The organism is Pseudarthrobacter sp. Hb11, from assembly GCF_059383655.1.
In genome coordinates this window covers 503,485-516,816 of sequence record NZ_JBWZCM010000002.1, presented here as the reverse complement: position 1 = coordinate 516,816, position 13,332 = coordinate 503,485, and the positions used below count along the sequence as shown (strand labels likewise).

Below are 13,332 nucleotides of genomic sequence, written 5' to 3'. Positions count from 1 at the left end.
CCCCACTAGGGTTGCAGGGTGGGGAAACTGCTCGCTGACATAACGCCGCTCAAGGAGAGCCCCGACTTCCGCCGGCTGTGGCTGGGCTCAGCCCTATCCGCCGTCGGAAGCCAACTCACCCTTGTTGCAGTAAGCCTGGAAATCTACGGGCTGACCCACGACAGCTTCTATGTTGGCCTGCTGGCTGTCTTCGCGCTGGTGCCGCTGGTGATTGGCGGGCTGCTGGGCGGCTCCATCGCCGACGCCCACGACCGGCGGCGCGTAGCGCTGCTTGCCTCGGCGGTGCTGTGGCTGGCCACCGGCCTGATCGCCCTGCAGTCCTGGATGCAATGGGGCAACATCTGGGTCCTGTACTTCCTGGTGGCGCTGCAGAGCGGAGCGCAGGCCATAAACCAGCCCGCCCGCAGTGCCATCCTGCCCATGCTGATCCGCAAGGAACTCCTGCCCGCTGCCAACGCGCTCAGCATGATGTCCTTCGGCCTTGCCATGACGGCCGGACCCTTGCTTGCCGGCGTGCTGGTGGCTTGGGTGGGTTTCGGCTGGACCTACACCCTCGACTTCGCCAGCTTCGCGGTCGTGCTGTGGGCCGTCTACCGGCTGCCGCCCTTGCCGCCGTCGGGAAAACGGAGCAGGGCAGGCATCCGTTCGGTCATCGAGGGCTTCCGGTTCCTGGGCACCCGGCCGAACCTGCGGATGACCTTTGTGATCGACCTGATTGCCATGATCATGGCCCAGCCGCGGGCGCTGATGCCGGCCATCGGTGCTGTCATGATCGGCGGTGGCGAAGCCACAGTTGGTGTCCTGCTGGCGGCCACCGCAGTCGGAGCGTTCCTGGCCGGCCTGTTCTCCGGTCCCCTCGGCGGTGTCCGCTGGCAAGGGAGTGCGGTGGTTTTTTCGGTCATGGGATGGGGAGCATCCATCGCCGGTTTCGGGCTGGTGGTGCTGCTGGCCGGGCGATCACCTGATGCGGCGGTCACGCTCTGGCTGCTGCCCGCCGCCCTCTGCTGCGCGCTCGCCGGCATCGCCGATTCAATCAGCAGCGTTTTCCGGAACACCATCCTGCAGGCAGCCACGCCTGACCACCTTCGCGGCCGGCTCCAGGGCGTCTTCATCGTGGTGGTCGCCGGCGGTCCCAGGGTCGGCGACCTGCTGGCCGGTGCCGGCACCAGGATCCTGACCGAGGGCTCGGTCCTGATCCTTGGCGGGGTGCTGTGCATTGCCGGGGCATGGGCGGCGGCCACATTGCAGCCCGGTTTCCGCCAGTACGACGCACGGAACCCTGCTCCCTAGAAGGCGGTTCCCAGGTTTCCGGCGTGAGCTAGGAGATGCCCCGCGATATGCAAAGAGGCCGGCGCAGCCCATATTCGGGGTGCGCCGGCCTCCGTGCGTAGCGGCAGAACTTTTGCGCGCCGGAAACGACGGCAGGGCAGCTAGCTGCGGAAGTTCACGAACTGCAGGTCGGCCTCGTCAAAGTCCTTCAGCAGCGCCATGGTGGCCTGCAGGTCGTCGCGGGATTTGGAGGTCACTCGCAGTTCATCGCCCTGGATTTGGGACTTCACGGACTTGGGCGCTTCTTCGCGGATCAGCTTATTGATCTTCTTGGCCAGGTCCTGGGCGATGCCTTCCTTGATGGAGGCCTCGAGGCGGAACTCCTTGCCGGAGGCGTAGGGCTCACCGGTGTCCAGCGACTTCAACGAGATGCCGCGGCGGATCAGTTTTGACTGCAGCACGTCCAGTACCGCCAGGACGCGCTCCTCGGAGTTGGCCTTCATCAGGATTTTCTCGCCGCTGAAATCCACCTCTGCGCCGACACCCTTGAAGTCGTAGCGCTGGGCCAGTTCCTTCTGTGCCTGGTTGAGGGCGTTTGCCACTTCCTGCTTGTCCACTTTGCTTACGACGTCGAACGTTGACTCGCCTGCCATGACTCTCCTTGTGCTGGTGGGAGCCCTGTCCTCGGACCGGGCTTGGGTGGCTGGATTCAAGCCTAATACGGATGCTCCTGGTGAGGGGGAGCGGTATTCACAGTTCCCTCTCAGCGGACGCTCCGGGGGAACGAAGGAGGTCCGGGCAGAGTTGAAGGAGTTGGAAGCTGCACGAAAGGAACACCATGCACCGCAAGGCCGTCCGATATGTCACGCAAACCACCTCGGCAGCAGCCGGTGCAGTGGCAACAGCAGCAACATCAGTGGCGGCAGCGGCGGTGGCAGCCTCCATCATTTTCAGCCCTGTGGCGCATGCCGCCTCCCGGATGGAGGGCGTCAGCGAGGACCTGCTCCGCGCCGTCCAGCTGAACCAGATCACCGAGGAGCAGGCTTTGAAGTTCGAAGCCCGGCTGGCCGGGCGGATCCTGGGCGAAGCCTGACCCGTCCGGGCAGCGCTTCGTAGTGAAGGTGCGTAAGCCTGAAATCCGCGCCGTTCCGGGCCTGAATGCGCCGATTCGATTCTTCGGCGGAAGTTCTGTAAAGTTGTCTTGCCCGCGGTTACTGGAAGCGGAACGGCCCGGAAACGGACGTTCCACGGACTGCAGCCGGGGGTGATCTTCTTTTGAAGTTCGGCAGATTACCCGAGCGGCCAAAGGGGGCTGACTGTAAATCAGCTGGCAACGCCTACGGGGGTTCGAATCCCTCATCTGCCACCCAAGTGAAAGCCTCCGGAACCCATGGTTCCGGAGGCTTTTTCGTGTTTCCAGGCCCCGTTGAAACGCGCCGAAGGGCCGGAAACTGTCGTCGACAACGGCCCCGGCCGGGCGTAGGCTGGCCCCATCGGCGCACGTGCCCCGATGCCCTGCGTCGATCAAAGAATCGATAAAGGAGGACCAATGAGTGCCGTACGTGAATTCATGACTACGGACGCACAGTGTATTAAGGAAAACCAGTCCCTCGCCGATGCCGCCCGGATGATGCTGGATCTGGACTGCGGATCGTTGCCGATCTGTGGTGACGACGGCAAGTTGAGGGGCATGATCACGGACCGCGACATCGTGCTCAAGTGCGTAGCCGCCGGACGTGATCCGCGCGAAATGATGGCCCGTGACCTCGCCTCGGGCAAGCCATTCTGGATTGACGCCGATGCGAACGTGGACGCCGCCATCGAGATGATGGAGAGCCACCAGGTCCGGCGGCTTCCCGTCATCGCCGACCACAAGCTGGTAGGCATCATCAGCCAGGGAGACATCGCCCGCAACTACTCCGAACAACGTGTAGGTGAGCTCGTGGAGCACATCTCGGAACGCAAACGGATGAACGCCTAGGCAGGGCTTTTTTAGCGGATTCCCCGCAAACCAACGCCACGGAGTCCGCTCCGTGGCGTTACTTTATGTGCCTTCATGGCCTTGTCCGCGGCTCCCCGCCTTGAAGGTTAGGAGCCGCGGACAAGCTTGGGAACCAGCTGCAGCCAGCCAGCCGGTCCAACTGGCCCGGTCCAACCCGGCCCGGTTCAGCATCCTCAGTTCAGCGCGATCAGGAGCATCTGGCTGGTGCCGGGGATGCAGGTCTGCAGGATTGCCCGCGGGAAACCGCCGAAGGCTGCGATGACGTCGTTGGTGGTTCCCGGGTTGGGTACCTGGCCCCTGGCCGTTGCCGTGTAGGTTCCATAACCCGGGATGCTGACTGTCTCACCCACACCGATTCCGGAGAAGCGTGCCCAGCCACCGCAGAAGTCGTGTTCGGTAATGAAAAGCGAGTAGCCGTCGTTGGGAGTGTACTGGATGGGTCCGATGCAGGCGTCCACCATGGACTGCCCGCCGGCACCGGCTACGTAAATGGTTCGGATTGCGGGAGCGGCCGGAACCGCGGCGGGAGCAGGAGCGGGAGCAGGGGCAGGAGCGGGCGCCGGTGCCGCCGGTGCCGGCGCCGGAGCGCTCCCGGGGATAGGTGCAGCCTCGGCTCCGGCTACGGCTGGACCGGTCAGCAGCAGCGTCTGTCCCGGAACGATGACGCTGAAGGCACTTAGCCCATTGGCTGAGAGCATCGCGTTCATGTCCACCCCAAACCTGCCCGCAATGGCACCTACTGTGTCCCCGGACACCACGGTGTAGCGATTGGAGTCCGCGGCCGGTGCCGCGGGAGGTGGTTTAGGGGTGGGTGCAGGCTTGACGGCGGGTGGTGCCGGGGGTGCCTTCGTCGGTTTTCCCGCAGCAGGCGGCACGGCCGCAGGTGCAGCTGCGGGCGCCCGCTGCTGGCCAGTACCGGAAGGGGTGCCGGAATCACCGCCGGAGGCAGGCGGGCCCGCGGCGCCAACGCCGGCCGCTGCTTCGGGGGCCGCCTCAGCAACGGGGGCAGCCGCCGTCGTACCCTGCAACAGGGAGGTGGCCGGTCCAGCCAGCGCCCCGACTCCCACGGCCGCCACCACGGCAACGGTGGCCATGCCGGCCCATAACTTGTTGCTGATGGTGGGCAGGCTGGCCGTCAGGTCGGACTGGGGGACATTGGTGGCGACACTGGGGATTGGTGGATCTGTGGCTTCAAAGTTCATGGGTAACCCATCGAGGTTCGGTCCCAGCCGGGCAGCTGCAGGCGCAACAAGCGAAAGCGGGACGGACGCAGTGTGATGCGCCGGCGGCCCCGATTCAGACCGGGCCGCCATCGGCACATGATGGAGGCGTCCGCATACCCAGAAGATACGGAAGCTCCGCGAAAGGCACTGCCGCCCGGAAGCCATCCGGTGAACAGGCCAGCACATGTTGGGTCCTAGGAATCCCGAGTCTAGGAAATCGGCACGGCGCCGGCACCAGTAGGGATTACCCGAATATTTTTGGCCCGGTACTTGAGGGTTCCGGCCCAGCTACGCACCGGCAAGCGACCCGCTACTTAGCGCGGAAGACATGGACTAGCGGCTGTGCTGGTCCCTGAGCTCGGCGATTTCGCGGCGAAGCGAAACCATCTCCGCCACCAGTTCCACCAACTCGGCACGGACGGGCTCCTCAGCATCGGCCGCGGCTTCAGCGGTGTCCTCCACACGCTGGACCAGCCAGGAGGCGATGGAGGCTGTGACCACACCCAGGACGGCAATTCCGCTCATCATGAGGGCGGCCGCCACCATCCGCCCGATGGGCGTCACGGGATACATGTCCCCGTAGCCGACAGTGGTGATGGTGGTCATGGCCCACCACAGCGCGTCGCCGAAGGTGATGATTTTGGCGTCCGGGACTGACTGTTCAACGTCAAGGACGGCGAGGGCACCCACAAACACCAGCATTGTGGCAGACCCCGCCACGTACGTGACCACGCGGCCCCGGAGCGTGTCCCCGAGCGTCCGGTGCAGTACGGACAACAGTGTCACCAGCCGGAGCAGGCGCAACGGCCGAAAGAACGGCAGGGCCACAATCAGCAGTTCATGCAGGTTCCGGAAGAACCAGTTGCTCTTGTCATCCGCCAGCCACAAATTTGCTATGTAGTCCACGGCAAAAATGCACCAGGTGGCCCACATGACTGCTTCCAGCCAAAACGCCCCGCTGCCTTCAAGGCGGCCGATCACCTGCCACGCATACGCTGCCAGGAAGATGAGCGCAGTCATCGTGAGCGGCCAGTCCGCCAGGTCCCGGTAGCGTTGTTGGGTCATGCAGCAAATCCTACGTGGAGGAGCCAGCCAGGTTCGGCGCACTGATCCCGCTCCATGTTACCGACAGGTAACATGGTCCGATGCACCTGCTTCTGCGAACCCTCCTGCTGCTTTTCACCTCTTCCCGCCGCCCGCCGCTGACGGTCTGGGACAGTTCGTCGCTGCCGCTGCGGGTGCTGCCCACGGACATCGACATCGCCATGCACGTCAATAACGGGATGTACCTTTCCCTGCTGGACCTGGGCCGGTTCGACCTGATGGCCCGGAGCGGGGTGTGGAAGCGGATGCGCCGCCGGGGGTGGGGTCCGGTGGTCGCCGCGGAAACCATCGCTTTCCGGAAGTCTCTCCAGCTGTGGCAGCAGTACACCGTCGAAACCCGCATCATTGGCCTGGACGCCAAGGCCATCTACTTCGAGCAGCGCATGGTGGCCGACGGCGAGATCTACGCCCGCGCGTACATCGCCACCCGCCTGGTTCAGGGGGGCCGGCCGGTCAGCCAGGAGGATATCCTGCGGGAGTTCGGCCAGCCGCCCGCGGATCTGGTGCTTCCTGACTGGGTCCACGAGTGGCGCGCATCCAGCGCCCTTCCCGGCAGCCGGAGGCCAGCGCCGCACGTCTGGGGCTAGCGGCCGCGTGTCCGGGCAGCAGCAATGTTGAGGACTCCCGGAAAGAGCACCGTTGATCCCGCTGTATCTGTGGGCGGGCAGGTTATTCCCGATGACGCGGGGAGCGAACAAACGCCTCCGGCCGCGACATCCCGCGCCTCCACGCGTACCGTGGACACATGGCTACCGTTGACATCACTGGTGAACAGTTCGCATCGACCATCGAGGGCAACGACATTGTCCTGGTGGATTTTTGGGCAGAATGGTGTGGCCCCTGCAAGCAGTTCGGACCCACATACTCCACCGTTTCGGAGAAGCACCCGGACGTCCTCTTCACCAAGGTGGACACGGAGGCTGAGCAGCAACTCGCCGCCGAGGCAGGCATCTCCTCCATTCCCACGCTGATGGCATTCCGCGAAAAGGTGCTGGTGTTCTCACAGCCGGGCGCCCTGAACTCGCAGCAGCTCGAACAGGTCGTTGACGCTGTCAAGGCACTGGACATGGACGAGGTCCACGCCCACGTGGCGCGCCAGCGGGAAGAAGCCGCTGCCGCAGCGGGCCCGCAGGACGGCACGCAGATTCCCGACGCGTAACCATTCCTTAAAGTTCGAAGCAGCGCCCTCCACATGGAGGGCGCTGCTTTTTTGTAACCGGTATTACAGGCCGGACGTCAGAGGCGCTCCAGCTTGACGGGCTCGGCCAGCAGCGCGCTCAGGGATTCGTTCAGGTCCTGCACCGCGATGCCCCTGGAGTGCTTGGCCAGGTCCTCCTCCGACGCCCACTGCTCGGTGAGGACCAGTTTCTCCTCCGTGGCTTCGGTGAGCTCATAACGGATGCAGCCGGGCTCGTTTACCACCTCATCGATGGCGATTTCGAGGGCCAGCTTCACACGGTAAAACTCGCCGTCGTTGGGGATGAAAGTTGCCTGCAGGTCAATGGGTGAACTCATGGATTTCACAATACCGGCCGTTGCCCGCAGGCCCGTTGCTGTTGACTGCCGCCGCGGGGACTGTTGCGCCCCCTTGTGCTTCTTTTGCCGGTAGCTGCTTGGTAGCGTGCCATCATGCGTGCTTACACAGCCGGGGACACTGACGTTCCGCTTCTCGAGGAAACCATCGGCGCGAACTTTGAGCGGGTGGTGGCCAGGTTCCCGTTCCACGATGCGCTGATCGAGGCGGCCCCGGTGCCGGGCGCCGACGCGCGGCGGTGGAGCTACACCAAGATGAATGACGACGTCGACCGGCTGGCCCGTGCGCTGCTCGCCTTGGGCATCGCCAAGGGTGACCGGGTGGGGATCTGGAGCCCGAACTGCGCCGAGTGGACGCTGCTGCAGTACGCCACGGCGAAGGCCGGCGCCGTCCTCGTTAACGTCAATCCCGCCTACCGCAGCCACGAACTTGAGTTCGTGGTGAAGCAAAACAGCATGCGGATGCTGGTCACGGCCCCTTCGGACCGGAACAGCGATTACGTGGGCATGGCCCGGCGGGCGCTCGCGGAGTGCCCGGACCTGCGCGAGCTTGTGTTCCTGCCAGCGCCGGGCGGGGAAAGCCCCGGCGGGGAAGGGCCGGGCGGAGAAGGCCCCGGCGGTGAGGGGCTCGACGCCGGCATCCCGCTAAGCGACGCGGAGCTGACGTACGCCGAGCTGCTGAGGCGGGCGGACGACGTCGGGCATTCAGGGCTGCGGGCCCGCATGGCTGAACTCAGCCCGCACGATCCCATCAACCTGCAGTACACCGCCGGGACCACGGGCTTTCCCAAAGGCGCCGCGCTGACCCACCACAACATTCTCAATAACGGCTACTCGATAGGGGAGCTGCTTCACTACTCAGAGCACGACCGTGTGGTGATTCCGGTGCCGTTCTACCACTGCTTCGGCATGGTGATCGGCAACCTTAACGCCTTGAGCCACGGGGCAGCGACGATCATCCCAAGCCGCGGCTTCAACCCGGCTGCTGCGCTGGAAGCGGTGCAGGACTTTGGCGGCACGTCCCTGTACGGCGTGCCCACCATGTTCATCGCCGAGCTCGCGCTGCCGGACTTTGCCTCCTATGACCTGTCCACCTTGCGCACGGGTGTGATGGCCGGGTCGCTCTGTCCCATCGAGGTGATGAGACGCGTTATTTCGGACATGAACATGCGGGACGTGGCCATCTGCTACGGCATGACCGAGACGTCTCCGGTGTCCACCATGACCCGGCACGGCGACGGCCTGCAGCACCGCACGGAAACCGTGGGACGGACCATGCCGCACCTGGAAAGCAAAATTGTGGATCCGGCCTCGGGCGAGGTGCTGGACCGCGGGCAGATTGGGGAACTGTGCACGCGCGGTTATGCGGTGATGGAAGGGTACTGGAACCAGCCGGACGAGACCGCGGAGGCCATTGACCCCGATGGCTGGATGCACACCGGCGACCTGGCCCGGATGGACGAGGAAGGATACGTGGTCATCGAAGGCCGCATGAAGGACATGGTGATCTAAACGTCCGTGCCACCTTCCCCATGACCGTCTCCGGGAAGATCCGCAAGGTGGAGATTCGGGAGGAAGCCGTGGCCAGGCTGGGGCTTTGACCGCTGCCGCCCTGTGGACGCGGGCCTGGCCTAGCGAATGTTGCGGCTGATGGCCCGGACACCCACCACCAGTCCGACGGCGGCAGTCACGGAAGCGGCGAGGAGGCCCAGGAAGGTGTCCGCAGAGTTCATTCTGTAGAAGCGGCCCTGCATCACCATTCGTCAATGACCCGGAAGCTGTGGCCACCGCCGTTGCCCTGCCCGATGTAGCCAATCCGTCGATGTTGACGCCCTTAACGGCTTCTACTGTTTCCTTCTTGACGGTGAAGGTCTTGGTCAGTTTGTCCGTGTGGATCATGGGTGACTTCAGGGCATTTGAAATACGGGCGCTCTGGGACAGGCTCCCTGGCGCCACGCTATACCCATCGCCGGCGCGAGTCCCCGGAAAACCGCACCGGCTCACGCCCTCCCGCGGCGTCAGTGCCGGCGGTGGTCCTGGATGGTCATCCGCGGGCCGAAGGTGGGTTTGCGGAAGCCGCTGCTCTGGATCATCCGGACCACGCGCTGGCGGTGCCCTTGCCACGGAGCGAGCAGGCGGAGCATGCCGGCATCGTCCGTCCGCTGTCCCGTCAGCGCAGCGCCTACGTAGGCGGCGAGGTGGTAGTCGCCCACCGAGATGGAGTCCGGGCAGCCATGGGTGCGCTGCACCACCTCTGCCGCCGTCCAGATGCCGATGCCCGGGATGGTCTGCATTTTCGTCGCCGCCTCAACGGCCGGCAGCGCTGCCAGCCGTTCAAGCGCGACGGCGGAGCGCAGTGCGCGCATGACGGTCGCGGAGCGCTGCGGCCCCACTCCCGCCCTGTGCCACTCCCAGCTGGGAACCTGCAGCCACCGGGCCGCCGTGGGTGCCAGCAGCAGCCCGGCAGGAGCCGGGGATCCGGCCTGGGGTGCGGGGGAGCCGTAGCGGTGCAGAAGGTACCGGTAGGCCCGGCGTGCCTCGATCACTGTCACTTTTTGTTCCAGGATGATGGGCACGAGTTGGTCGATGATGCGCCCGCTGGACGGAAGCCGCAGGGCCAGGCTCCGCCGTCGGGCATCCTGCACAATGCGGGGGAGCGTGGCGTGGAACGCAGGCTCGTCAAAGCCCTGCCAGTCATCCTCCGCCCCCAGGAGCCGCGGGACCGATCCGATGGCCGCGGCGGAACCGGGGCCCCACGCCTGCACGTCCACGCGGTGCTCCAGCTCAGAACTGCCGGCCGGAGTCAAGCGCACGGTGGCCGGTCCCTCCCCGGTGGTGAAGGCATGCCAGATGGCGCTGCCCTGGACACTGAAGGACGGATCGCTGTTGCCGCGCAGGAGCGGGCCAAGGGTCCGCGCCAGGTCATAAGGGCCGCCCGGATACCACCGGAGCGAGGCATCCGCGGCGGCTGCCAGCCGCGCGGGTGGCTCTGCGATCGTCATGCAACCATCGTCCCACGGCGGGGTGACAAAGCACCCCGCAGGGCTGAACGGCGGCGGTTCCACCGGGCCTTATCCCACGGGCATCCGGGGACTAGAATCCTGCCTGTGGTGCGGAAACACCGTGCCCGAAAGCTCGAAAGACCAGGAGGAAACGATGGGTGGAGTAGTGCATTTCGAAATCCCCGCGGACGACCAGGAGCGGGCCAGGAGCTTCTACAAGGAGGCCCTCGGCTGGCGGATCGATCCCGTGCCGGGCATGGACTACAACATGGTGGTCACCACGCCCATGGACGAGTCCACGGGACAACCCACAGAAGCGGGTGCCATCAACGGCGGCATGATGGCCCGGGAGGCGGACCTGTCCAACCCCGTCCTCACCGTGGACGTGGAGGACATCGAGGCCACGCTGAAGACGGTGGAGTCCTTGGGCGGTGCCGTGGTGAGGCCGAAGGAAACCATCCCGGGGATGGGCTCCTTCGCATATTTCAAGGACACCGAAGGCAACGTGATGGGCCTTTGGGAAAACCTTCCCGCTGACCAGCAGGCGCAGGCGGCCGGGTAGGGGATTGCGCCGGCGAAAGCGGTAGCTTTGTACACATGAAGTACGCCCAGTCCGTCCTGGACCTCATCGGCAATACCCCGCTCATCAAGCTCAACCACGTGACGGAGGGCATCAAAGCCACAGTCCTGGTCAAGCTGGAGTACCTGAACCCCGGCGGATCCATCAAGGACCGCATCGCGGTCAAGATGGTTGAGGACGCGGAGCGGGACGGCAAACTGCAGCCCGGCGGCACCATCATTGAGCCCACGTCCGGCAACACAGGCGTCGGGCTGGCACTGGTGGCCCAGCAAAAGGGCTACAAGTGCATCTTTGTGGTGCCGGACAAGGTGGGCGAGGACAAGCGGGCCGTCCTGGAGGCCTACGGTGCCGAAGTGGTGGTGACGCCCACTGCCGTCCCGCCCGACAGCCCGCAAAGCTACTACGGCGTCTCGGACCGGCTGGTCCATGAGACGCCGGGCTCGTACAAGCCGGACCAGTTCTCCAACCCCGCGGCACCCGGCAGCCACTACCTGACCACCGGCCCGGAGATTTGGCGGGATACCGACGGCACGGTCACGCACTGCGTCATCGGCGCGGGCACCGGCGGCACCATCACCGGCACGGGCCGCTTCCTCAAAGAAGTTTCGGCGGGCAGGCCGGCGTCCGATGGCGGGGTGGTCCGGATCATCGGCGCGGACCCTGAAGGTTCGGTCTACTCGGGCGGCACCGGACGCCCCTACTTTGTTGAAGGCGTGGGGGAGGACATGTGGCCGGCGAACTACGACAAGTCCGTCCCGGACCAGGTCATCGCTGTCACCGACGCCGATTCGTTCGCCATGACCCGCCGCCTCGCCCGCGAGGAGGGCCTGCTGGTGGGCGGATCCTCGGGCATGGCTGTGGTGGCGGCGCTGCAGGTGGCGCGGGACCTGCCGGAGTCCGCTGTCGTCGTCGTCATCCTTCCCGACTCCGGCCGCGGCTACCTGGCCAAAATTTTCAACGATCAGTGGATGCGGTCCTACGGCTTCCTCTCGGGCGGCGAAGAGACCTCGGTGGGCGAGGTCATCAGTTCCAAGAACGGCGAGCTGCCGGACCTGGTACATATCCACCCCAACGAGTCCGTCCGCGATGTCATCAACATCATGAACGAGTTCGGCGTCAGCCACATCCCGGTCCTGTCCCAGGAGCCGCCGGTGGTGATGGGCGAGGTGCTCGGCGCGGTGGATGAGCGCACCCTTACGGCCAAGCTGTTCCGCGGTGAAGCCAAGCTGACGGACAAGATTTCCGAGCACATGGGCCCCAAGCTGCCTGTTATCGGTTCGCTCGAAACCATCTCGGCGGCCCGGGAGCTGCTCTCGGACGTGGACACCGTGATGGTTACGTTTGTGGGTGCGCCAGTGGGCATCCTCACCCGGCACGACCTCCTGGCCTACCTCAGCAACTGACAGCAACACCGCCGTAAAGGAGCATCATGTCCGTATCGAACAACCAGGGTTTCAACACACGTGCCGTACACGCCGGCCAGGCTTTTGAACCCCGCACCGGTGCCGTTGTGCCGCCGCTGCACTTCAGCTCCACCTACGCCCAGGACGGCATCGGCGGGCTCCGCGACGGCTATGAATACGGCCGCGGCGGCAACCCCACCCGTGACGCGCTGCAGGAACAGCTCGCTGCGCTGGAAGGCGGCAGCCACGCCTACAGCTTCAGCTCAGGACTCGCGGCCGAGGACTCCCTCATCCGCGCCCTGACCCGGCCCGGTGACCACATTGTGCTGGGCAACGATGCCTATGGCGGCACCTACCGCCTGATCAGCCGGGTGCTCGGCGGCTGGGGGATAGGCAACACCCCCGTGGACATGGCCGACCTCGACGCCGTCACCAAAGCCGTCGCCGCCAACAAAACCCGCTTCGTCTGGGTGGAAACGCCCTCCAACCCGCTGATGAAGATCACGGACATCGAGGCCCTCGCCGCGGTGGCGCACGACGCCGGCGCCCTCCTGGTGGTGGACAACACCTTCGCTTCGCCCTACCTGCAGACGCCGCTGGCACTCGGTGCCGACATCGTGGTGCACTCCACCACCAAGTACATTGGCGGACACTCGGACGTGGTGGGCGGGGCCGTTGTGGTCAAGGACCCTGAACTGGCCGAAAAGATCGGCTTTGTACAGTTCGCCGTGGGAGCCGTTTCAGGGCCGATGGACGCCTTCCTCACCACCCGCGGGCTCAAGACCCTCGGTGTGCGGATGGACCGGCACAGCCTTAACGGCCAGGCCGTAGCGGAATGGCTGCTGGAACGCCCCGAGGTTGAAGCCGTCCTCTACCCGGGTCTGCAGTCCCACCCCGGCCACGAGTTGGCCAGGAGACAGATGCGGAGCTTCGGCGGTATGGTCTCGGTGCAGTTCAAGGGCGGTGAAGCGGCCGCCCGGAAGGTGGCCGAATCCACCTCGGTGTTCACCCTGGCGGAGTCCCTGGGCGGCATCGAATCGCTGATGAACTACCCGTCCGAGATGACCCACGCGTCGGTCAAGGGTACGGAACTGGCTGTTCCGGTGAACCTGCTCCGCCTGTCCTGCGGCATCGAGGACGTGGAGGACCTGGTGGCCGACCTGGACCAGGCGTTCTCTTCCATCCCCTAGTTCCCTCGACATGCTGGCTTTCTTCA

The 13,332-nt window shown here is 65.2% G+C and carries 13 protein-coding genes, 1 tRNA gene and 1 pseudogene; 10 read left to right on the top strand and 5 right to left on the bottom strand.

Going from position 1 to position 13,332, the window contains the following annotated elements:
- Window positions 1-18 precede the first annotated feature (18 nt).
- The gene (locus tag AC50X7_RS06190; RefSeq protein ID WP_494978173.1) at window positions 19-1,290 is read left to right on the top strand and encodes an MFS transporter; all 1,272 of its coding nucleotides are present in this window, start codon (window positions 19-21) and stop codon (window positions 1,288-1,290) included.
- A 140-nt stretch (window positions 1,291-1,430) separates the two neighbouring features.
- On the opposite strand, the gene AC50X7_RS06185 is transcribed toward AC50X7_RS06190, so the two are convergent.
- Window positions 1,431-1,922, bottom strand: a complete 492-nt coding sequence (locus tag AC50X7_RS06185) for a YajQ family cyclic di-GMP-binding protein (protein ID WP_494978172.1) — start codon at window positions 1,920-1,922, stop codon at window positions 1,431-1,433.
- A 185-nt stretch (window positions 1,923-2,107) separates the two neighbouring features.
- On the opposite strand from AC50X7_RS06185, the gene AC50X7_RS06180 reads away from it, so the two are divergent.
- The 3 genes from AC50X7_RS06180 (at window position 2,108) to AC50X7_RS06170 (ending at window position 3,250) form a co-directional block, all read left to right on the top strand.
- Window positions 2,108-2,362, top strand: coding sequence for a hypothetical protein (locus tag AC50X7_RS06180; protein WP_494978171.1), 255 nt, complete (start codon window positions 2,108-2,110; stop codon window positions 2,360-2,362).
- Window positions 2,363-2,553: 191 nt separating this feature from the next.
- A tRNA-Tyr gene (locus AC50X7_RS06175) sits at window positions 2,554-2,635 on the top strand.
- Window positions 2,636-2,818: 183 nt separating this feature from the next.
- Entirely contained in the window at window positions 2,819-3,250 is a 432-nt protein-coding gene (locus AC50X7_RS06170) for a CBS domain-containing protein (protein WP_494978170.1), read from the top strand.
- A 194-nt stretch (window positions 3,251-3,444) separates the two neighbouring features.
- Here AC50X7_RS06170 and AC50X7_RS06165 read toward each other — a convergent pair whose 3' ends face one another.
- Both AC50X7_RS06165 and AC50X7_RS06160 read right to left on the bottom strand, forming a co-directional pair.
- The gene (locus tag AC50X7_RS06165) at window positions 3,445-4,473 is read right to left on the bottom strand and encodes a LysM peptidoglycan-binding domain-containing protein (RefSeq protein WP_494978169.1); all 1,029 of its coding nucleotides are present in this window, start codon (window positions 4,471-4,473) and stop codon (window positions 3,445-3,447) included.
- Between the two features lie 354 nt (window positions 4,474-4,827).
- Window positions 4,828-5,559 (bottom strand): potassium channel family protein, encoded by a 732-nt coding sequence (locus AC50X7_RS06160; RefSeq protein WP_494978168.1) that lies wholly within the window; start codon window positions 5,557-5,559, stop codon window positions 4,828-4,830.
- Between the two features lie 80 nt (window positions 5,560-5,639).
- Between AC50X7_RS06160 and AC50X7_RS06155 the strand changes: the two genes are divergently transcribed.
- Together AC50X7_RS06155 and AC50X7_RS06150 are read left to right on the top strand one after the other, a co-directional pair.
- Window positions 5,640-6,185: an acyl-CoA thioesterase gene (locus AC50X7_RS06155; protein ID WP_494978167.1), complete on the top strand. Its 546-nt coding sequence runs from the start codon at window positions 5,640-5,642 to the stop codon at window positions 6,183-6,185.
- A gap of 158 nt (window positions 6,186-6,343) precedes the next feature.
- A complete protein-coding gene (locus AC50X7_RS06150) occupies window positions 6,344-6,757 on the top strand; it encodes a thioredoxin family protein (protein ID WP_494978166.1) in 414 nt (137 codons plus the stop codon).
- A gap of 77 nt (window positions 6,758-6,834) precedes the next feature.
- Here AC50X7_RS06150 and AC50X7_RS06145 read toward each other — a convergent pair whose 3' ends face one another.
- Complete coding sequence (locus AC50X7_RS06145) at window positions 6,835-7,113, bottom strand: putative quinol monooxygenase (protein WP_494978165.1); 279 nt, start codon at window positions 7,111-7,113, stop codon at window positions 6,835-6,837.
- A gap of 114 nt (window positions 7,114-7,227) precedes the next feature.
- On the opposite strand from AC50X7_RS06145, the pseudogene AC50X7_RS06140 reads away from it, so the two are divergent.
- A pseudogene (locus tag AC50X7_RS06140) lies at window positions 7,228-8,640 on the top strand (AMP-binding protein); the annotation flags it as partial.
- Between the two features lie 509 nt (window positions 8,641-9,149).
- Here the strand turns inward: AC50X7_RS06140 and AC50X7_RS06135 are convergent.
- Entirely contained in the window at window positions 9,150-10,133 is a 984-nt protein-coding gene (locus AC50X7_RS06135; RefSeq protein WP_494978164.1) for a DNA-3-methyladenine glycosylase family protein, read from the bottom strand.
- Between the two features lie 154 nt (window positions 10,134-10,287).
- Between AC50X7_RS06135 and AC50X7_RS06130 the strand changes: the two genes are divergently transcribed.
- From AC50X7_RS06130 to AC50X7_RS06120, 3 genes are read left to right on the top strand one after another with little or no spacing between them, the layout of a single operon-like run.
- The gene (locus tag AC50X7_RS06130; RefSeq protein ID WP_307094286.1) at window positions 10,288-10,695 is read left to right on the top strand and encodes a VOC family protein; all 408 of its coding nucleotides are present in this window, start codon (window positions 10,288-10,290) and stop codon (window positions 10,693-10,695) included.
- Window positions 10,696-10,730: 35 nt separating this feature from the next.
- Complete coding sequence (locus AC50X7_RS06125) at window positions 10,731-12,116, top strand: cystathionine beta-synthase (RefSeq protein WP_494978163.1); 1,386 nt, start codon at window positions 10,731-10,733, stop codon at window positions 12,114-12,116.
- Between the two features lie 26 nt (window positions 12,117-12,142).
- A complete protein-coding gene (locus AC50X7_RS06120) occupies window positions 12,143-13,306 on the top strand; it encodes a cystathionine gamma-synthase (protein ID WP_494978162.1) in 1,164 nt (387 codons plus the stop codon).
- Window positions 13,307-13,332 lie beyond the last annotated feature (26 nt).